The 18536-nt window shown below is 71.8% G+C and carries 16 protein-coding genes, 2 tRNA genes and 1 pseudogene; 9 read left to right on the top strand and 10 right to left on the bottom strand.

What is annotated here, in order from left to right; genetic code table 11:
• Positions 1-58 precede the first annotated feature (58 nt).
• The 6 genes from ehuB (at position 59) to TNCT1_RS32525 (ending at position 4259) form a co-directional block, all read left to right on the top strand.
• Complete coding sequence (gene ehuB / locus TNCT1_RS32500; protein ID WP_143639337.1) at positions 59-985, top strand: ectoine/hydroxyectoine ABC transporter substrate-binding protein EhuB; 927 nt, start codon at positions 59-61, stop codon at positions 983-985.
• The gene (ehuC, locus tag TNCT1_RS32505) at positions 982-1701 is read left to right on the top strand and encodes an ectoine/hydroxyectoine ABC transporter permease subunit EhuC (RefSeq protein WP_143639339.1); all 720 of its coding nucleotides are present in this window, start codon (positions 982-984) and stop codon (positions 1699-1701) included. The genes ehuB and ehuC overlap by 4 nt, the downstream gene beginning before the upstream one ends.
• The gene (gene ehuD / locus TNCT1_RS32510; protein WP_143639341.1) at positions 1698-2348 is read left to right on the top strand and encodes an ectoine/hydroxyectoine ABC transporter permease subunit EhuD; all 651 of its coding nucleotides are present in this window, start codon (positions 1698-1700) and stop codon (positions 2346-2348) included. Before ehuC ends, ehuD begins: the two co-directional genes overlap by 4 nt.
• 10 nt (positions 2349-2358) lie before the next feature.
• Positions 2359-3135: an ectoine/hydroxyectoine ABC transporter ATP-binding protein EhuA gene (gene ehuA / locus TNCT1_RS32515; protein ID WP_143639343.1), complete on the top strand. Its 777-nt coding sequence runs from the start codon at positions 2359-2361 to the stop codon at positions 3133-3135.
• Positions 3136-3340: 205 nt separating this feature from the next.
• Complete coding sequence (locus TNCT1_RS32520) at positions 3341-4099, top strand: IclR family transcriptional regulator (RefSeq protein ID WP_143639345.1); 759 nt, start codon at positions 3341-3343, stop codon at positions 4097-4099.
• 86 nt (positions 4100-4185) lie between these two features.
• Positions 4186-4259, top strand: a tRNA-Lys gene (locus tag TNCT1_RS32525).
• 53 nt (positions 4260-4312) lie between these two features.
• Here TNCT1_RS32525 and TNCT1_RS32530 read toward each other — a convergent pair.
• From TNCT1_RS32530 to TNCT1_RS32545, 4 genes are all read right to left on the bottom strand, one after another.
• Positions 4313-4780: a DUF3592 domain-containing protein gene (locus TNCT1_RS32530; protein WP_143639347.1), complete on the bottom strand. Its 468-nt coding sequence runs from the start codon at positions 4778-4780 to the stop codon at positions 4313-4315.
• Positions 4781-4895: 115 nt separating this feature from the next.
• Positions 4896-5501, bottom strand: coding sequence for a lytic polysaccharide monooxygenase (locus TNCT1_RS32535; protein ID WP_143639349.1), 606 nt, complete (start codon positions 5499-5501; stop codon positions 4896-4898).
• 135 nt (positions 5502-5636) lie between these two features.
• A complete protein-coding gene (locus TNCT1_RS32540) occupies positions 5637-6779 on the bottom strand; it encodes an SPFH domain-containing protein (RefSeq protein ID WP_143639351.1) in 1143 nt (380 codons plus the stop codon).
• 98 nt (positions 6780-6877) lie between these two features.
• On the bottom strand, positions 6878-7960 hold the full coding sequence (locus tag TNCT1_RS32545; protein ID WP_143639354.1) for a peptidoglycan-binding protein: 1083 nt from the start codon (positions 7958-7960) through the stop codon (positions 6878-6880).
• Positions 7961-8144: 184 nt separating this feature from the next.
• On the opposite strand from TNCT1_RS32545, the gene TNCT1_RS32550 reads away from it, so the two are divergent.
• The 3 genes from TNCT1_RS32550 (at position 8145) to TNCT1_RS32560 (ending at position 12692) form a co-directional block, all read left to right on the top strand.
• Positions 8145-8218: transfer RNA gene (locus tag TNCT1_RS32550), tRNA-Lys, on the top strand.
• 554 nt (positions 8219-8772) lie between these two features.
• Positions 8773-10758, top strand: a complete 1986-nt coding sequence (locus TNCT1_RS32555; RefSeq protein WP_143639356.1) for a glycosyltransferase family 2 protein — start codon at positions 8773-8775, stop codon at positions 10756-10758.
• Positions 10755-12692 (top strand): kelch motif-containing protein, encoded by a 1938-nt coding sequence (locus TNCT1_RS32560; RefSeq protein ID WP_143639358.1) that lies wholly within the window; start codon positions 10755-10757, stop codon positions 12690-12692. The genes TNCT1_RS32555 and TNCT1_RS32560 overlap by 4 nt, the downstream gene beginning before the upstream one ends.
• 58 nt (positions 12693-12750) lie before the next feature.
• Here the strand turns inward: TNCT1_RS32560 and TNCT1_RS32565 are convergent, their stop codons facing one another.
• From TNCT1_RS32565 to TNCT1_RS32590, 6 genes and pseudogenes are all read right to left on the bottom strand, one after another.
• Entirely contained in the window at positions 12751-13782 is a 1032-nt protein-coding gene (locus TNCT1_RS32565) for a glycoside hydrolase family 6 protein (RefSeq protein ID WP_143639360.1), read from the bottom strand.
• Positions 13783-14311: 529 nt separating this feature from the next.
• Positions 14312-14980 (bottom strand): class F sortase, encoded by a 669-nt coding sequence (locus tag TNCT1_RS32570; RefSeq protein WP_143639363.1) that lies wholly within the window; start codon positions 14978-14980, stop codon positions 14312-14314.
• Between the two features lie 15 nt (positions 14981-14995).
• On the bottom strand, positions 14996-15634 hold the full coding sequence (locus TNCT1_RS32575) for a hypothetical protein (protein ID WP_174266530.1): 639 nt from the start codon (positions 15632-15634) through the stop codon (positions 14996-14998).
• A 191-nt stretch (positions 15635-15825) separates the two neighbouring features.
• Positions 15826-16605 (bottom strand): HAD-IIA family hydrolase, encoded by a 780-nt coding sequence (locus TNCT1_RS32580; RefSeq protein ID WP_143639365.1) that lies wholly within the window; start codon positions 16603-16605, stop codon positions 15826-15828.
• A 143-nt stretch (positions 16606-16748) separates the two neighbouring features.
• A complete protein-coding gene (locus TNCT1_RS32585) occupies positions 16749-17720 on the bottom strand; it encodes a hypothetical protein (protein ID WP_268894191.1) in 972 nt (323 codons plus the stop codon).
• Positions 17721-18238: 518 nt separating this feature from the next.
• Positions 18239-18536, bottom strand: a pseudogene (locus TNCT1_RS32590) (ROK family protein); the annotation flags it as partial.

Below are 18536 nucleotides of genomic sequence, written 5' to 3' on the forward strand. Positions count from 1 at the left end.
TCGTTCGTGCGTAAACAAAAGGCGCATGGGACGGATGCGTCTGGGTAGCTGCGCCGCCATGGCTCCACCACCAGGGAACTACGCGCACATCTTCCGGCCGCAACACAGACACAGCAGGCGCTCGCTGCTCGCGGGCGTCGCCGCGATCGGGGCGGTGGGGGCGCTGGGCGCCACGGGCTGCACACGAGTGGCCTCGGCGTCGGACGAGAACGGCGGCGACCTGCTCGACCGGTTGCGGGCGCAGGGCGTCGTCCGGCTCGGGATCGCCGGTGAGATCCCCTTCGGGTACATCGACAGGAACGGCCATCTCACCGGTGAGGCGCCCGAGCTGGCGAAGGCGATCTTCAAGCGGCTCGGAGTGGACCGGGTGCAGCCGGTGCCGACGGAGTTCGGCTCGCTGATCCCCGGTCTGAACTCCCAGCAGTTCGACGTCGTCGCCGCCGGGATGTACGTCAACGCCGAGCGCTGCCGGCAGGTGATCTTCGCCGACCCCGACTACCAGATGCTGGATTCGTTCATCGTCCGCAAGGGGAACCCGAAGGGGTTGCGCTCCTACCAGGACGTGGTGGCGAAGAAGGCGAAGTTCGCCACCGGCACGGGCTACGCGGAGATCGCGTACGCGGTGGAGGCCGGCTACAAGGAGAGCGACATCCTGATCGTCCCCGACCAGGTGGCCGGGCTGAACGCCGTGGAGGCCGGGCGGGTCGACGTCTTCGCCGGTACGGCGCTCACCACCCGCGAGGTGGTGAAGAAGTCCGCCAAGGCGGAGGCGACCGAGCCGTTCGCCCCGCTGATCAAGGGCGAACGGCATGTCGACGGGGGCGCGTTCGCGTTCCGGCCGACCGAGACGAAGCTGCGGGACGCCTTCAACGTCGAGCTGCGCAAGCTGAAGCGGAGCGGGGAGCTGTTCCGCATCCTGCGGCCCTTCGGCTTCACCGAGGCGGAGATGACGGACCTCACCGCGAAGGAGCTGTGCGGCGGATGACCTCAGGGCTCTGGGATCTGGTACTGAAAGGCATATGGACCACCGTCCAGCTACTGGTGCTCAGTGCGCTGCTGGCCACGGCGGTGTCCTTCGTGGTCGGCGTCGCACGCACCCACCGGCTGTGGATCGTGCGCTTCCTCGCCGGCTTCTACACCGAGGTGTTCCGCGGTACGTCGGCCCTCGTGATGATCTTCTGGGTGTTCTTCGTGCTGCCCGTGGCCTTCGGCTGGCAGCTCGTGCCGCTGTGGGCGGGCACGCTGGCGCTCGGGCTGACGTACGGCGCGTACGGCTCGGAGATCGTGCGCGGCGCGCTGAACGCGGTCGATCCGGCGCAGAAGGAGGGCGGCATCGCGCTCAGCTTCACGCCCTGGCAGCGACTGCGGCTGATCACCCTGCCGCAGGCGGTGCCGGAGATGATGCCGTCGTTCTGCAACCTGCTGATCGAGCTGCTCAAGGGCACCGCGCTGGTGTCCGTCATGGGCATGGGCGATCTGACGTTCAGCGCCAACCTGGTGCGGCTCGCGCTGCAGCAGAGCGCGGAGATCTACACGTACGTGCTGCTGATCTACTTCGCGATCGCCTTCGTGCTCACCCGGCTGATGCGCGGACTGGAGAAGCGGCTGAAGGCCGGGGTCGGCAAGGACCCGGGGAACGGGACGTCGGCGCGTGAGCTCAAGCGGGCGCGGACGACCGGTGTCGGCGGGGGTGTCGCATGACGTGGGACTGGAACGCCGTCGGCGACTTCATGCCGGACTTCTGGCACGGGCTGCTGGTCACCTTGCAGGCCCTGGCCCTCGGCTCGCTGCTGTCCTTCACCCTGGGCCTGGTGTGGACGCTGCTGATGCGCACGCCCTCCCGGTGGGTGCGCTGGCCGGTGGGGGTGGTCACGGAGTTCGTCCGCAACACCCCGCTGCTGGTCCAGCTCTTCTTCCTGTTCTACGTGCTGCCCGAGTGGGGCCTGACCTTCTCGGCGCTGGCCACCGGCGTCTTCGCGATCGGCCTGCACTACTCGACGTACACGATGCAGGTCTACCGGGCCGGCATCGAGGCGGTGCCCGTCGGCCAGTGGGAGGCCGCGACGGCGCTGAACCTGCCGCGGCGGCGCACCTGGACCGCGGTGATCCTGCCGCAGGCGATCCGCCGGGTGATCCCCGCCCTCGGCAACTACGTGATCTCCATGCTGAAGGACACCCCGATGCTGATGGTGATCACGGTGCTGGAGATGCTCGGCCGGGCCCGGCTCTTCTCCCAGCAGCACTTCCAGTTCACCGAGCCGCTCACCGTGATCGGCGTGGCCTTCATCCTCATCTCCTACCTGGCCTCCCTTCTTCTGCGAGCCCTGGAGCGACGTCTTGTCCGCTGACACTCCCCTGATGAAAGAACCCGACGCGAGCGCCGGCCCCCTCACGGCCGGTGGCGAGCTGGTCCGTCTGGAGGAGGTCACCAAGCGCTTCGGGACGAACACCGTGCTGGACCGGCTGAACTTCTCCGTCGACCCGGGCAAGCACGTGACCCTGATCGGCCCCTCCGGATCGGGCAAGACCACGATCCTGCGGCTGCTGATGACCCTCACCAAGCCGGACGAGGGCACGATCACCGTGGACGGGGAGCGGCTGTTCCCGGCCTCGGAGAAGCAGGTACGGGAGGCGCGCAAGAAGATCGGGATGGTGTTCCAGCAGTTCAACCTGTTCCCGAACATGAGCGTGCTGCGCAACCTCACCGAGGCGCCCGTGCAGGTGCTCGGCATGTCCAAGGACGAGGCCGAGGCCCGGGCCCGGGAGCTGCTGGACCTGGTGGGGCTCGCCGACAAGTGCGACATGCGGCCGACCATGCTCTCCGGCGGGCAGCAGCAGCGGGTGGCGATCGCCCGGGCGCTGGCGATGCGGCCGCGGGTGCTGCTGCTGGACGAGGTGACCTCCGCGCTCGACCCCGAGCTGGTCGCGGGCGTGCTCGACCTGCTCAGGGACATCGCCCGCAGCACCGACATCACGATGCTCTGTGTGACCCACGAGATGAACTTCGCCCGGGACATCTCCGACCAGGTGCTCATGTTCGATTCCGGACGGGTGATCGAGGCGGGCCCGCCGGAGCAGATCTTCGGCGATCCGGAGCAGGAGCGCACCCGGGAATTCCTCAGCGCGGTCCTGTGACCACCCGCCGTGAAAGCGGCAACGGCCGAGGTCCCGGCACTGGGTGATGACACTGGCATATGCCAGAGGGTCTGAGGCCCAGCTGGGAGGGGCGTGCGGGCGGCACAATCTCGCCAACACCCTCTCCCGGCCGGGCCTTTGCCCGTTATCGTGGTATCGATCCGACCGACCGGAATCACGGCCACAGCCGAGCCAGGGGGAAACCGTGGCGCTGATGAACGAGCCGACCGCTCCGTACCACTCCGCCCAGGACGCGCTGCGCGTACTGGAGACCGTGGCCCGTCACCCCGCCGGCGTCACCGAGGCCGAGCTGTCCCACCACACCGCCCTGGACTCCGAGCGGCTGACCGCCCTGCTGCGCATGCTGCGCCGCGAGGGCTACGTGGAGCAGGTGACCGACGGGGCGTACGTCACCGGCGAGACCCTGCGCCGGCTCACCTCGGCGCACGAGCGCGAGGGCGCCCTGCGCGACAAGCTCCAGCGCACCCTGGACCGGCTGCGGGACTCCGTGGGCGCGGCCGTCTACATCAGCCGTTACGTGGACGGCGAGGTCACGGTCACCCAGTACGCCGCCGGACCGGGCACCCCCGCGGTCAACGAGTGGGTGGACTTCCGGGTCTCCGCCCACGCCACCGCCGTCGGCAAGAGCCTGCTGACCCAGCTCGACCACAACGCCCGCCGCGACCACCTGTCCCGGCACCGGATGGCCCGTCTCACCTCGCGCACCATCACCAGCGACAAGCTGCTGCTCTCCCGCCTGGAGTCGCAGCCGCCGACGGTGCCCGTCCTGGACCTGCAGGAGTACGCGATCGGCACGGTCTGCGCCGCCGTCCCGATCACCGCCGGGTCGACGGTCGGCTGCCTGGCGCTCTCGCTCCCGGTGGAGCACGCGCACCGCCTGAAGCAGGCCGCGGACACCCTCAACCGGAACGCGGCGCCCGTCCTGCTGTCTCTCGCGATCTAGCCGTTCCGGGGTGGTCACGAGCACCCCGGCGGACCAGGTAGTATTTTCTTCGTCGCCGGCCGCGTAAAGCGGAAGGCGGGAGTCATGCGCCGCTAGCTCAGTTGGTTAGAGCAGCTGACTCTTAATCAGCGGGTCCGGGGTTCGAGTCCCTGGCGGCGCACAGATGAAGGGCCCCTCGCCTCGGCGGGGGGCCCTTCGGCGTGTCCGTACGGGTCACGGCATCAGGCGGTCCGCCTCCGTGAAGATCATGTGGGCCACGACGATGAACACCACGCAGAAGGCGGCGCACACCCCGAGGAAGACCAGCCCGCAGCCGGTGCCGGCGGCGAGCCGGCCGCGGGAGGGCGGCAGCGCGGTGGCCCGCTCCGGCTGCGCCGGGAGGTACCGCACGGTGACGAAGTCGCCCTCGAGGACGGTCGCGGGGCCGCCCGCCTCCTCGAAGCGCTGCGTGCGGCCGTCGCGGGTGGTGAACTCGTAGACGTGGTGCACGGCCGTGTGCACCGAGGAGTCCCCGCCGCCCCCGCTGGTCGTCGTGTACATCCGCAGGCAGCGCGCCTCGGCGGTCACTCCGTGCTTCCACGTCGCGCTGATCCGCCGGGCACGGCGCAGCAGCAGGTACGCGGCGAACCCGAGGCCCGCGATCATGAGGCTGGGCACGGCGTAGAAGAGCAGTTCCGTCATGTGGTCCCCCGAGGTCGGTGCGCCGCCGGTCCAACGGCGTGGCGGAAACCTACCCGGCGGTAGGGCGGACCGGCCTCAAGGGAACCTCAGTTTCGGCGCTGTACCGGAACGGTGCTCAGAAGGTGACGTCCGAGCAGGCGTAGAACGCGTTGCCCGTGTCGGCGATGGTCCACACCGCGAGGATGACGTGGTGACCGCTCAGGCCGGACGGCAGGGTGCCGCTGTGGCTGAGCGTGGCCGGCGGGCGCTGACCGTTGTACGGCACCGTCAGGAACGGGGTGAGGTTGAGGTCCGAGCGGGCCAGGGCGTGGTTCTGGTTCCAGCCCGGCTTGGTGACGTAGTACTTGAAGTCCGTCGTGGCGTGCATGGCGGTGAACTGCCAGCGGAACGTGTACGACTGACCGCCGGTCACCTTCGTCGTGGGCCAAGCGGCGCCGGACGGCGTCTTCGGAGCGCTGAGCTGGGCGAACTGGCCCAGGCCGCCGTTGCAGAGCTGGCCGTCGGCGGGTCCGGCGGCGGGGAAGCCCTTGGGGCCCTCGACGCTCTGCGGCTCCCACTGGATGGAGCCGCAGTTCGTCACGGTGCCGTTCTGGCAGAGCTTCTGCCTGCTGATGGGGAGGTCGGTGTAGCCGTGCCCGCTGGCGCCGCCGGTGGAGAGCGCGAAGGCTCCGGCGGTCGCCGCGCCCAGCACGACTGCGGTCAATTTGGTCTTGGTGCGCATGCTGCCGCTCCTGGAGAACGTGGGGGAGGTTCACTGAGCTGAGCCGTGCAGTAGGTCTAGACCAAGTGCCAGATTATTGCCATGAGTTGGCCGTGTCCATATCAAAGGAAGGGTTCGCAACAGTCCTGGGGCCGGTCACCCGCGCTCCCCGCGTCCCGAGCAGAACGCCACCGTCAGGTCCCGCACCAGCACCTTGCGCTCGTAGTCGTCGAGTTCGACCAGGCCGCGCATGGTCAGCCGGGTCACCGTGTCCTCCACGGAGTCCACGACCGAGTTCAGCATCCCGGCCCGCTCCCGGGCGTCCAGCGCGGCGATCCGGCGCCGGTCCATCGCGGCGGCGACCTCGGGCGCGTACTCCACCCGGACCGGCTGCACCGAGTAGACCTCCAGGCCGACCGGCGCCGTGTCCGCCGCCACCAGCCGGGTCAGCTCCTCCCCGGCCGCCGCCACACCGCCGCGCGATCCGGCGGGCATCTCCACCGGCACCCGGGCCAGCGCCGCCTCCACGCACTCGCGCAAGTAGCTCTCGTGGTCGTCGACGCCGAGCACGGCCCGCGCGGTGTCCCGCACCCGCCACACCACCAGCACCACCACCCGCAGCGCCACACCGCCCGCGTCCGCCGCCGGCATCACCTCGCTGCGCCAGTGCCGCAGCCGCACGTCCACCGTTCGGGGGCACAGCAGCGGGTTCACCCAGAGCAGGCCGGTGCGCCGCACCGTTCCCCGGTAGCGGCCGAACAGCCCGAGCAGCCGGGCCTGTCCGGTGCGGCCCCGGGTCAGTCCGCCGAAGCCGAGCACGCCGAGCGCCACGGACCCGGCGAACGCCGCCCACTGCGCCGGACCGGGCCCGGCGCCGGAGTACGGCGGCAGACGCAGCGCGCCCGGGGTGAGCGGCGGCAGGACGCCCGCCCACCACGCGGTGGCCAGCCCGCCCGCCAGGCCGACCGCGCCGGCCAGCACCCCGGCCAGACCGGGCAGTACCCGCGCCGGACGCTCCACCAGCTCCGGGTCGGGCCGCGGCGCGGTCCGGCCGCGGGCCGGCGCCGGGCGCCTGAGCCGCGGCTGCTCGCCGGTGCCGAGACGGCGGGCCACCACCGCGGGCCGCACCGGCACCGCGACCGCCTCGGGTTCGTCGCGGAACAGCAGGTGGACCGGGATCTCGGTGGTGGCCTCGTTCTGGATCAGCCGGGCCGCGCCGGTGGCCGTGCCACCCGCCGTGTGCCCAGCGCCCTCAGGCTGCTCCTCGGATTCCGACGTGTGCGACGTGGTCGTACTCATGGGTGCCTCCAGCCTCCGCGCCAGATGCGTCATGACGGTGGGAAAGAGCGGGTCGGGAACGGCCTGCGACGGCAGGGGCGGACGGCGGGGACGGCGCCTTACGAGAACAGGCGGCGCCAGGTCTCCGGACCCGGGTAGCCGTCCGCCGCTCCACCGCGCCAGCCCTGGGCGCGCTGGAAGGCCTCCACGGCCCGCCGGTCGGCGTCGCCCCAGCGCGGGCCGGGCCCGGCGGGGTAGAAGCGGGCGAACCCCTTCCGCACCAGCCGCTCCCCCAGTTCGGTCACGTGCGGACCGGTCTCGCCCGGGCGGAACCGGGCCCGGCCGGGGTAGCCGGGCACGCCGTGCGAGGCGGGCCGGGACGGGCCCGCCCGGCCGGCGAGGGGCCCCGGCGCCTTGGCGTCGTCCGCCGCCTGCGCGCCCGCGGTGTCCGCGACGACGCCCTTGTAGCGGTAGGGGACGTACTTGGAGGTGTTGCTCCAGTAGGGGTACGGGGTGGCCTGGGTGCGGGCGTTCGGGGGTGTCTGCTCGTAGACCGTGTAGTAGGTGTGCGTGTAGTCCGTCCAGCCGCCGAAGATCACGACGTGGGAGCCGCGCTCGGGGTCGTCCGGGTTGTGGAAGAGCAGGATGTCGCCGGGCAGCAGCTCCTCCTTGGTGATCTTCACCCCGAACTGGTCGAGGCTGCCGGTCCACTCGTTGGACCCCAGCCCCCAGGCCATGGACACATAGCCCGAGCAGTCCTGCCGGTAACCGTCGCTCCAGTAGTCGTCCATGCTGTACGGCACCTTCGCGGCCACCCACACCTTCGCCCGGTCGATGATCTGGGTCCGGGTGGCGGGCGGCGGGGCGGCCGGAGCCGGGGTGGCCGGGGTGGGCAGGGGCCCGGCCGGGCCGTGCAGGGGGGATTTGACGCCCTGCGGGGTGGCGGGCTCGCCGTCCCCGGGGGAGCCGTCACCGGGAGCGCCGGGGCGGGGCGGGGCCTGGAGCGCGGTGACGGCGGCGGCCGGGGTGAGCGCCCCGAGGGCGGCGGACGCGGCGGCGGCGACGATCACGACCCCGCGGGCCGCCAGGTGGCCGGCGAAGCGCCCGGACGGCGGGCGGGGGCCGGCGCGCCGCGCGTGGACACAGGACGGGCAGCCGCAGTCACGCCCGGGGGCGACCTCTTCGAACGCCGGAGCCGTCATGCGATCTGCCTCACATTCGGTGGGGATGTGTCCGCCTCTGTGCACGTTGATCAGTTTCACAACTGTCACCCCCGCACGCCCGCTGACGGTCCGAACGATGTACATCCCGTACGACCGGATCCCCCGGGCGCAGCACATGGTCGGGAGCACCCTCCGGGGTCGGGTAGAGTTCTCACGTCAGCAGGCGCCGCTAGCTCAGTTGGTTAGAGCAGCTGACTCTTAATCAGCGGGTCCGGGGTTCGAGTCCCTGGCGGCGCACCGACCGGAAGGCCCCTCGCAGCAGCGGGGGGCCTTTCGCATGGCCGGATCCCGCGGTTCCGGACGCGGCCCCCGGCACCCGCGCGGGCCCCGTTGAACCGGATGTCCCCCTCACCCGTATGCACCCGGGGAGCAGGAGGGAGGAGGCCATGACGGGCCGCTTCGGCGACGTGCCCGGCCGGCCGTCTCCCACCGGCGCACCCGGGCCCCCCGGACACCACCCGCGTCACAATCAGCGGATTTGACCGGTAAACTCCTCGTTTCCTGTCTTGCGATCACGCTGGACGCCGTAGAACCCTGATTGCCACGCAGCCGCGCCCTCACGGCACTTGGGGAAGCAACCGGTTGCCGGCCGGCGGGGAGGGGGCCCCGCTCAGCGGGCGGATGCGAGGGGGGCATCATGCAACCGGAAGGTCGACGTCCCGTGTCTATATGGTGTGCAAGACATGGTGATCACGACCCATCACCGTGTCCGCCTGTGACGGCCGAGGGGACCCCGACCGGGCGGTTGGACCGACGAAACACGCGGTGACTCGCGTGTAGGGGGATGACTCATGACGTCGACGCCGACGGGCGCCGGGCAGAGCCACGAACAGCACGACGACCCGTCACAGACCACGCAACTGCGCGCCGTGTCCCACCGGACCGGCCAGTTCCGCCGAATAAAGAAGAGCCTGCCCAAATACGACTACGAGCACTACAGCCGCCTCTCGGGTCCCCTCACCCAGCCCGACCCGGCGAAGCCCTACCGGGTGCAGTACCGATCGCTGCTCTCGCAGGAACCGCACCGCGTGCGGGCCGCGCTCATGCTCGGCGCGGCCCCGGTGCTCTCGCTGGTCCTGCTGTTCTGGCTGCTCCAGCCCGAGCACTGGACCGAACGCGACTACCCGGCCTACGACTTCCTGCCGGCGCTGGACGTCGTGATGCTGGTCGCGATCGGCCTGATCGAGTTCTTCCGCTGCATGAACGTGCTGTCGAACGCGCACGCCACCCTGGTCGCCCGTGACCCGGTCCCGGTGGTGCCGGAGACCGGCACGCGCGTCGCGTTCCTCACCTCCTTCGTGCCCGGCAAGGAGCCGCTGGAGATGGTGACGAAGACCCTGGAGGCGGCCGTCAGGCTCCGGCACCGGGGCCTGATGCACGTCTGGCTCCTGGACGAGGGCGACGACCCGGCCGTCAAGGAGGTCTGCGCCCGGCTCGGCGTCCACCACTTCTCCCGCAAGGGCGTCGCCCGGTGGAACCAGCCCAAGGGCCCGCACCGCGCCAAGACCAAGCACGGCAACTACAACGCCTGGCTCGAGGCGCACGGCGGCGACTACGACTTCTTCGCCTCCGTCGACACCGACCACGTGCCGCTGCCCAACTACCTGGAGCGGATGCTCGGTTACTTCCGCGACCCGGACGTCGGCTTCGTCATCGGCCCGCAGGTCTACGGCAACTACGACACGTTCGTCACCAAGGCCGCCGAGTCGCAGCAGTTCCTCTTCCACGCGCTCATCCAGCGGGCCGGCAACCGCTACGGCGCCCCGATGTTCGTGGGCACCTCGAACGCCGTGCGCATCACGGCGATCGAGCAGATCGGCGGCCTGTACGACTCGATCACGGAGGACATGGCCACCGGGTTCGAGATGCACCGCGCCGAGAACCCGGCCACGGGCCGCAAGTGGAAGTCCGTGTACACCCCGGACGTGCTCGCGGTCGGTGAGGGCCCCAACGCCTGGACGGACTTCTTCACCCAGCAGATGCGCTGGTCGCGGGGCACCTACGAGACGATCCTCAAGCAGTACTGGAAGGGCTTCTTCACCCTGCCGCCCGGCAAGCTCTTCAACTACACGATGATGATCATCTTCTACCCGATGTCCGCCCTCAACTGGATCCTCGCGGCGCTCAGTTGCGCGCTGTTCCTGGGCCTGGGCGCCTCGGGCGTGAACATCGACCCGACCGTGTGGCTGATGCTCTACGGCAACGCCTCCGCGCTCCAGATCGGCCTGTACATCTGGAACCGCCGGCACAACGTCTCCCCGCACGAGCCGGAGGGCTCCGGCGGTGTGGCCGGCATGGTGATGTCGGCGCTCTCCGCGCCGCTGTACGCGAAGGCGCTGATCGACTCCGTCCTGCGCCGCAAGAGCAAGTTCGTGGTGACGCCCAAGGGCGACTCGGCGAGCCCGGACACCTGGTTCGGCACCTTCCGGTACCACTGGTACTTCATCGCGATCTTCGGCGGCTCGATCGCCGCCGGTCTCGCCCTCGGGCACTCCCACCCGGCGATGATCACCTGGGCCTCGTTCGCCCTGCTCATCACCGCGACACCGGTCTTCGTCTGGCGCCACGAGCTGCGGCAGCAGAAGAACCGGCCCCGGCACGCCGTCGGCGCGCCCGCGCCGGCCCCGGCGGCTGAGCCGCGGGACGCGGTGCCCCCGGGGTACGCCGCCCGGCCGCCACAGGTCCCGCAGCAGCGGACCGGCCACGCCGGTCCGGACGCGGGCAACGAACAGACCATGCAGATCGCCCTTGGTGGACTTGGGGGACGTAAGGAATGAAGGACCAGGCCGGCCGCCGCCGTGCTCGTCGACTCGCGATAGGCACGGCGGTGGTAGTCGCGCTGGCCGGGATGAACGGGCCGTGGCTCTACCGCTTCGGGACCGAGCAGTACCACCAGTACAAGATCGACAAGCCGGAGTACAAGGCCTCCAACGGCAAGTGGGACATCGTCGAGTTCCCACCGGAGTACCGGCAGGACACCATCCACGCGGCGCTGCTGCACACCGGCAAGGTGCTGCTGGTCGCCGGGTCGGGCAACAACCAGGACAACTTCGACAAGAAGCGGTTCGACACCCGGATCTGGGACCCGGTCAAGGGCACGATCAAGAAGGTCCCCACGCCCACCGACCTGTTCTGCACCGGGCACACCCAGCTCGCCAACGGCAACCTGCTGATCGCGGGCGGCACCAAGCGGTACGAGAAGCTCAAGGGCGACGTCACCAAGGCCGGCGGCCTGATGATCGTCCACAACGAGAACCCGGACAAGCCGATCACGCTGCCCGCGGGCACCCGGTTCACCGGCCGGTCCAACGGCAAGACGTTCGTCTCCAAGGACCCGGTGCTCGTGCCCCGCGCGAAGAAGGTCTTCGACCCGGCCACCGGCGCCTTCCTGCGCAACGACCCGGGCCTCGGCCGCATCTACGTCGAGGCGCAGCGCAGCGGCACCGAGTACGAGACGGGCACCCAGGACAACTACCGGATCCAGGGCCTGGACGGCGCCGACGCGCGCAACACGTACGGCATCGCGCAGAAGCTCGCCCTCGACAAGAAGGACTTCCAGGGCATCCGCGACGCCTACGAGTTCGACCCGGTCGCCGAGCGGTACATCAAGGTCGACCCGATGAACGAGGCCCGCTGGTACCCGACGCTCACCACCCTGTCGGACGGCAAGGTGCTCAGCGTCTCCGGGCTGGACGACATCGGTCAGCTCGTGCCGGGCAAGAACGAGGTCTTCGACCCGAAGACGAAGAAGTGGACGTACACCGGGAAGATCCGGCAGTTCCCGACCTACCCGGCGCTGTTCCTGATGCAGAACGGGAAGATCTTCTACTCGGGTTCCAACGCGGGCTACGGCCCCGACGACGTGGGCCGCGACCCCGGCGTCTGGGACGTGGCCACCAACAAGTTCACCAAGCTGCCCGGGCTGAGCGACGCCGACCGGATGGAGACCTCCGGGACCGTGCTGCTGCCCCCCGCCCAGGACGAGAGGTTCCTGGTGATCGGCGGCGGCGGGGTCGGCGAGTCGAAGCTGTCCAGCAGGAAGACCCGGCTGATCGACCTCAAGGCGAAGAACCCGAGGTTCGTGGACGGGCCGGAGCTGGAGAAGGGCACCCGGTACCCGCAGTCCTCGGTCCTGCCCGACGACACCGTGCTGGTGTCCGGCGGCTCCGAGGACTACCGGGGGCGCGGCGACTCCGACATCCTGCAGGCCCGGCTGTACCACCCGGACAGCAACAGCTTCACCGAGGTCGCGGATCCGCTGGTGGGCCGCGACTACCACTCCGGGTCGATCCTGCTGCCGGACGGACGGGTGATGTTCTTCGGGTCCGACCCGCTCTACGCGGACGCGGCCGACACCAGGCCGGGCAGGTTCGAGCAGCGGATCGAGATCTACACCCCGCCGTACCTGTACCGGGGTTCGCGGCCGTCGCTCAGCGGGGGGCCGCGGACCATCGCGCGGGGCGCGTCGGGCACCTTCACCTCGGCGCAGGCCTCCGGCATCAAGAAGGTCCGGCTGATCCGGCCGAGCGCCTCGACCCATGTGACGGACGTGGACCAGCGCTCCATCGCGCTGGACTTCACCACGTCCGGCGACAAGATCACCGTGACGGTGCCGAAGAACCGGAACCTGGTGCAGTCCGGCTGGTACATGCTGTTCGTGGACGACGGCCGGGGGACGCCCAGCAAGGCCCAGTGGGTCAAGGTCCCGTGAGCCACGCTCCCTGAGCCCGGAAGGGGCGCCCCGCGTACGGCGGGGCGCCCCTTCCGTCTCACCGCTTGCCGGCCGTGGCCAGCCCGAGGGCGTAACCCGCCCACCACCGGCCCGCGTCCGGACCGCCCTTGCAGGTGCCGTCCGACTCCCCCGGACGCTTGATCCACAGATAGGCGTCGACCAGCGGGTCGTCCGTGCGGGTCGTCGGGGGCCGGCCCAGCGCCCGGCCGGGCGGGTTGCACCACCGCTGGGCCGGATCGCCGCCCGTGTAGGGGCCGTTGCCGTTGCGGCTGGTGTCGACGACGAAGTGCTTGCCGCCCACCTTCGCCGAGAGCTGCTTGCCGTAGGCGATGGAGTCCTCGGTGGAGTAGAAGTTGGAGACGTTGACGGCGAACCCGTCGGCCTGCTCGACGCCGGCCCGCCGCAGGGGCTCGAAGATCTGGTCCGGGCGGCCCCAGCCGGCGTTGCCCGCGTCCAGGTAGACCTTGGTGTTCTTCAGCGACTTCAGCTTGGCGACGGCGCCTTTGAGCAGGTCGAAGCGCTCCTCGTGCGACTCGCCCGGGGTGCAGCCGTCGACGAGGTGCAGTACGGCGTCGGGCTCCAGGACGACGGTGGCGGCACGGTCGCCGATGCCCCGGGCGACGCCGTCGATCCAGGCCCGGTAGCCGTCTCCGTCGGCGGCGCCGCCCTGGGAGTACTGGCCGCAGTCGCGGTGCGGGATGTTGTAGAGCACGAGCAGGGGCGTGCGGTCCGCCTTGTCGGCGGCCTCGGTGAAGCCGCGGGCCTCCTGCTCGGGGTTCTCCGGGCCGATCCACTCCCCGGTCGGCTGCTCGGCGATCCGGCGGATGCGCTCGGCCTCCGTCCTCCTGCCGGCCTTCTCGTAGGCGGCGACCTGGCGGGCCGCGTTGCCGTCCGGGTTCACCCAGAACGGGTCGGTGGACTTCGGCTGCTGACCGATGTCCGCCTTCGCGTCGCCCGCCCCGCCCCCGCCGGACGAGCAGCCCGCGAGCAGCAGTGCCGCCCCCAGCACCGCCGCGGACGCCCGGACCAGTCCCCGTTGCGAGACGCGGGCCCCCCTGCTGTGGTGCATGCGATTCCCCCTGGCGCATCGTTCCGAGTGCCAATCGTGGCACAACGCCCGACCCGCTCACGAGGTCGCTCGGGGGCTCGCGGGAGGGCGTTCGAGGGTGCGCTCGGGGGGGTGGTCGGGAGGGCGGTCGAGGGTGCGCTCGGGGGGGGTGGTCGGGAGGGCGGTCGAGGGTGCGCTCGGGGGGTGGTCGGCGGTTGCCCGGTGGTTGCCCGGAGCCTCCGGACGGCGGCCGGACGCGACGGTCGGCGGGCGCTCGCGGGGACGCGCGGGGGCGGCTCGGGGTGGTCGGCAGGCGCTCACCCGGGGCGGCTCGGGGGCGGGCGCTCACCCGGGGCGGTTCAAGGTGGTCGGCGAGCGCTCGCCTCGGACGGCTCGGAGTGGGCGGCGGGCCCTCGCCCGGGACGGCTCGGGGAGACCGACGGACCCTCGCCCGGAATGGCTCGGGGGGCGGCGGGCGCTCGCCGGGGCGGCTCGGGGTGGTCGACGGGCGCTCACCCGGAACGGCTTAGGGTGGCCGCTCGCCGGGGCCTCACGGCCCCGTGCCGGTGAGGTATGCGGAGACGACCACGTTGGCCGTGTAGCTGCGGCTGACGCGGTCGAAGGTGCCGCCGCAGGTGATCAGCCGGAGTTCGGCGCGGCCCGGCACCCGGGGCCCGTAGGCCGCCTGGGCGTCGAAGTGGTCGCGGGGCAGGACGCGGACGTCGTCGATGGTGAAGCGGGCGACCCGGCCGTCCGCGCGGACCACCCGGACCGTCTCGCCGGATCTGAGCGTGCTGATCTTGTAGAAGACGGCGGGCCGGGTCGCGGTGTCGACGTGCCCGACCAGCAGCGCGGTCCCCGCCGCGCCGGGCTTGGTCCCGGAGCCGTACCAGCCGACGACTGCCGGCTGGTCGAACGGGGGCGGCTCGATGGCGCCCCGCGCGTCCAGCCCCCGGGCCACCACCGGTGCGGTGACGGCCAGTTGGGGGATGTCCAGGCGCTGCGGGACCGAACCCGCGAGCGGCGCGGCGGCGGGCGGCAGCCGGACCGCCCCGGCGCGCCCCAGCCCGGCCACGTCGCCGGCGGCGGGCCCCGCCGGGCTCTGCGGCACACCGGTGACGTCACGCCCCCACAGCCACAGCCCGAACAGCAGCAGCGTCCAGGCCAACGCGGTGACCAGGCGGCCGGTGGCGGAGGTGCGCCCGTACTCGTCGGACATCGCCGCTGCCCGCGCTCAGTCCGTACCGTGGCTCCGGCGGGCCCTGCGCAGCCCGACGGCGGCCGCGGCGACCCCGGCGAGGGCCAGGCCGGTCATGGCGTGGCCGGCGCCCGGGCCGGACGCGTCGGTGGCCACCGTGGCGAAGTGCGCGGTGCCGCCGCCACCCGCCTGCACCGGTGCGACGGGCGAGGCCTGGGCGGTGAGCGCGCCGGACGGGCCGGTGGGCTGCCCGGTGCCGCCGGTGCCGTCCGCCTGCCGCGGGGCGGTCCCGGAGCCCTGGCGCGCGACGGTGATCCTGCTGTCGAGCGAGACGTCGGCGCAGGTGACCCGCACGTCGTAGACACCCGGCGTGACCGAGGCGCGGACGCGGGTGTCGCCGCTCAGGACGCCCATGTCGGACGTCAGCCGGGCGTCGGCGACGAAGGCCTTCGAGGCGGCGACGGCCCGAGTCGCGCCGCAGCCGCGCACCCGCAGGGACACATCGGTGCCGGGAGCCGGGGAGACCGGGGTGACGGAGACCTCCTGGCCGCGGTCGGCCGTCAGGGAGTTCGCCTGGCCTCCGACGGCGGCGCAGGCGGCCGTGGTGAAGGCGATGACGGCGAGCAGCCCGGCGCAGAGAGTCCCGGTACCGAGAGTGAGGCGTTGTGAGCCCATCGTGAACCTCCAGATACTGGGAGGCTCCCCCGGACCGTGCGCCTACGCATCCTCGGAGGGCGCGCGATTGCTCCGAACAGGTGAGTCCGGGTTTGGAACCCCCAGCTCAGAGCGGCTCGGACCGCTTCCGGCCAGGACCGCCTCCAGGCCGGGCCCGGCCAGGGCCGACCCGGCCGGGGCCCTGCCGGGGCTCAGACGAGGTCGACCACGTCGGCGATGGAGTCGACCACCTGCGAGGGACGGAAGGGGTAGCGGTCGACATCCTTGGGCTGCGTGACGCCGGTCAGCACCAGGAAGGTGCGCATCCCGGCCTCCAGCCCCGCCAGGACGTCGGTGTCCATGCGGTCGCCGATCATCGCGGACGTCTCCGAGTGCGCGCCGATCGCGTTGAGCCCGGCGCGCATCATCAGCGGGTTGGGCTTGCCGACGAAGTACGGCTTCTTGCCGGTCGCGGCGGTGATCAGAGCGGCGACCGAACCGGTGGCGGGCAGGTCGCCCTCGGTGGAGGGGCCGACGTTGTCGGGGTTGGTGGCGATGAACCGGGCGCCGTCGTTGATCAGCCGCACGGCCTTGGTCAGCGCCTCGAAGGAGTAGGTGCGGGTCTCGCCGAGGATCACGAAGTCGGGCTCGTGGTCGGTGAGGATGTAGCCGATGTCGTGCAGCGCGGTGGTCAGACCGGCCTCGCCGATGACGTAGGCGCTGCCGCCGGGCCGCTGGTCGCTCAGGAACTGGGCGGTGGCCAGGGCGGAGGTCCAGATGTTCTCCACCGGCACGTCCAGGCCCATCCGCCGGAGCCGGGCGTGCAGGTCGCGCGCGGTGTAGATGGAGTTGTTGGTGAGCACCAGGAAGGGCCGCCCCGAGTCGCGGAGCTTCTTCAGGAAGGCGTCGGCACCGGGGATCGGGACCCCTTCGTGGATCAGTACGCCGTCCATGTCGGTGAGCCACGACTCGATGGGCTTGCGGTCTGCCATGTGCTTGCGTCTCCCGACATGCGTGCGGTCAAGAACAGGGGCGCCGGAACCACGGCGTACCGACGCCACCAGCCTAATCAGGTGGCCGGGATCTTGACCCTGGCAGGTCGCAGGTCGGTGGAGCGGGCGGGGCGGGAACGCCTTCAGCGGCGCCTGCGGGCCAGCAGAAACGCTCCGCCGACGACGACCAGGAGCGAAGTGCCGGCGGCGAGCACCCCGCGGGCGACCCCGGGCCCGGTACGGGCGAGCTCCCGGTCCCGCTCCCCGGCCTGCTGCGCCGCCTCGGTGAAGGGCAGTGCGCTGGTGCCCGGGTCGGCGCCGCCGGCCGTCGGCCGGGGCTCGGTTCCCGTACTCGGCGCACCCGTCGAGCCGGCCGGGGTCACCGCCGCGCCGGGACCGGCACTGCCGTCCGGACTCGCCGCACCACCCGGGCTCGCACTGCCGTCCGGCCCGGCGCTCCCGGCGCCGTCCCCCGGCGCCCGGGTCCCGCCCCCCTCCTGCTCTTGCTCCTGCTCCTGCTCCTGCTCCTGCTCCTCGCGCTGCTGCCGCCCGTCCTCCCCGCCGCTGATGGTGAAGCGGTAGTCATTTGACTCCCCCACCCAGTCGCCGTCGTCACCCCGCCGCTGGACGACGGCGGCCTTCGCGCTGACCTGGTCGGGCGCGGCGTCGGCGGCCAGGGAGAGCCTGAGCTTCACGGTGACGGTCCTGCCGGGCGGCACGGTGAACCCGCCGAAGCCTTTCGCGTCCAGAACGCCGACCAGTTCCTGGGCGTCGGTGCTCTCGAAGCCGACGGGCAGGGCGCGGGCGCCGTCGTAGAACTCCAGTTTCGGCTGGGAGGGCTTCAGGACACGCTTGTCGTCGACGAGCACGACGACCGGGTGGAGGGCGGCGCAGGTCCGGCTGGTGGAGTTGGTGAGATCGAGGTACCACGTGCCGGGTCCACCGCCCGCCACGTAGGCGCCGGGACCGCCGTGGATGCGAGTGGCCAGCGGAAAGGCCCGGTCGCCGGATGCCGCACACGCCGCGTCCGCCTGGACGGCGGCCGCCGGAACGCACAAGAACACGGCGCCTGCGGCAAGACCCAGGGACAGGGGCAGGTAAGCACACAGTCGCATGAACACATGACCATGCCGGACCCCCACACCAAACCCACTCCGCCACACCGCCCCCACACCCGACACCCCTCGATCGGCGCAGCCCCCGAAGCTACGGCCGCCCGAGGCCCCGCAACGGCGGACGCCCGAGCCTGCCTGGCTGCCGGCACCACGCCCCAGTAGCCACGGGCGCGCCAAAACCCGTGCCTGCGCATGCCGAATGCCGAGCCCCCGCAGCTCCGTAGCTACGGACGCCCGAGCCGCCCGGCTGCCGGCACCAAGCCCCCGCGGCTCCGTAGTTGCGGGCATGCGTGCCGCCAGGGGCGGCACGGGTGGGCGGTGGGGGTCCCCCCGCTCGAGCTAAGCCGAGAGTGGGGGAGGCACCCCGCCAGCGCGGGCAAGCGACACATCCCCTGGCCCACACGAACACCGCCCACCCCACGAACCCCGGCCGAGCGAGCCCCCCGCCCACACGAACACCGCGCACCCCACAAACCCCGGGCAAGCGAGCCCCCGGCCAGCCACGACCCCCCGGCCGGTCAAGACACCGCCCGCCCGAACACCGGCGCCAACAACAACTGCGCAGCCCCCTCGGCGACCACCCGCTCCCCACCGACCACCCCTACCGGCACGACCCCCGCCCCCACCCCCTCCCGCCGCGCCCGCGAGGCAAGCACCTCCGCGACCCCCTCCACGAACACCTCCGGCGCCCCCGCCACGGTCCGCCCCCCGAGCAGCACGAGATCGATGTCGAGCAGCCCGACCAGATTCCCCGCCCCCACCCCCAGCACCCGGGCCGCCTCGCGCAGCTCGCCCCGCGCCACGGCCCCCAGGCAC

This window comes from Streptomyces sp. 1-11 (assembly GCF_007176755.1).
In the GTDB taxonomy this organism is placed as follows: domain Bacteria; phylum Actinomycetota; class Actinomycetes; order Streptomycetales; family Streptomycetaceae; genus Streptomyces.

What these genes read in the sequence shown, in the direction of transcription:
- ehuB (WP_143639337.1), top strand. Translation starts at nt 59, where the DNA reads ATGGCTCCACCACCAGGGAACTACGCGCACATCTTCCGGCCGCAACAC.
- ehuC (WP_143639339.1), top strand. Translation starts at nt 982, where the DNA reads ATGACCTCAGGGCTCTGGGATCTGGTACTGAAAGGCATATGGACCACC.
- ehuD (WP_143639341.1), top strand. Translation starts at nt 1,698, where the DNA reads ATGACGTGGGACTGGAACGCCGTCGGCGACTTCATGCCGGACTTCTGG.
- ehuA (WP_143639343.1), top strand. Translation starts at nt 2,359, where the DNA reads ATGAAAGAACCCGACGCGAGCGCCGGCCCCCTCACGGCCGGTGGCGAG.
- TNCT1_RS32530 (WP_143639347.1), bottom strand. Translation starts at nt 4,780, where the DNA reads ATGACGGAACTGCTCTTCTACGCCGTGCCCAGCCTCATGATCGCGGGC.
- TNCT1_RS32535 (WP_143639349.1), bottom strand. Translation starts at nt 5,501, where the DNA reads ATGCGCACCAAGACCAAATTGACCGCAGTCGTGCTGGGCGCGGCGACC.
- TNCT1_RS32540 (WP_143639351.1), bottom strand. Translation starts at nt 6,779, where the DNA reads ATGAGTACGACCACGTCGCACACGTCGGAATCCGAGGAGCAGCCTGAG.
- TNCT1_RS32545 (WP_143639354.1), bottom strand. Translation starts at nt 7,960, where the DNA reads ATGACGGCTCCGGCGTTCGAAGAGGTCGCCCCCGGGCGTGACTGCGGC.
- TNCT1_RS32555 (WP_143639356.1), top strand. Translation starts at nt 8,773, where the DNA reads ATGACGTCGACGCCGACGGGCGCCGGGCAGAGCCACGAACAGCACGAC.
- TNCT1_RS32560 (WP_143639358.1), top strand. Translation starts at nt 10,755, where the DNA reads ATGAAGGACCAGGCCGGCCGCCGCCGTGCTCGTCGACTCGCGATAGGC.
- TNCT1_RS32565 (WP_143639360.1), bottom strand. Translation starts at nt 13,782, where the DNA reads ATGCACCACAGCAGGGGGGCCCGCGTCTCGCAACGGGGACTGGTCCGG.
- TNCT1_RS32570 (WP_143639363.1), bottom strand. Translation starts at nt 14,980, where the DNA reads ATGTCCGACGAGTACGGGCGCACCTCCGCCACCGGCCGCCTGGTCACC.
- TNCT1_RS32575 (WP_174266530.1), bottom strand. Translation starts at nt 15,634, where the DNA reads ATGGGCTCACAACGCCTCACTCTCGGTACCGGGACTCTCTGCGCCGGG.
- TNCT1_RS32580 (WP_143639365.1), bottom strand. Translation starts at nt 16,605, where the DNA reads ATGGCAGACCGCAAGCCCATCGAGTCGTGGCTCACCGACATGGACGGC.
- TNCT1_RS32585 (WP_268894191.1), bottom strand. Translation starts at nt 17,720, where the DNA reads ATGCGACTGTGTGCTTACCTGCCCCTGTCCCTGGGTCTTGCCGCAGGC.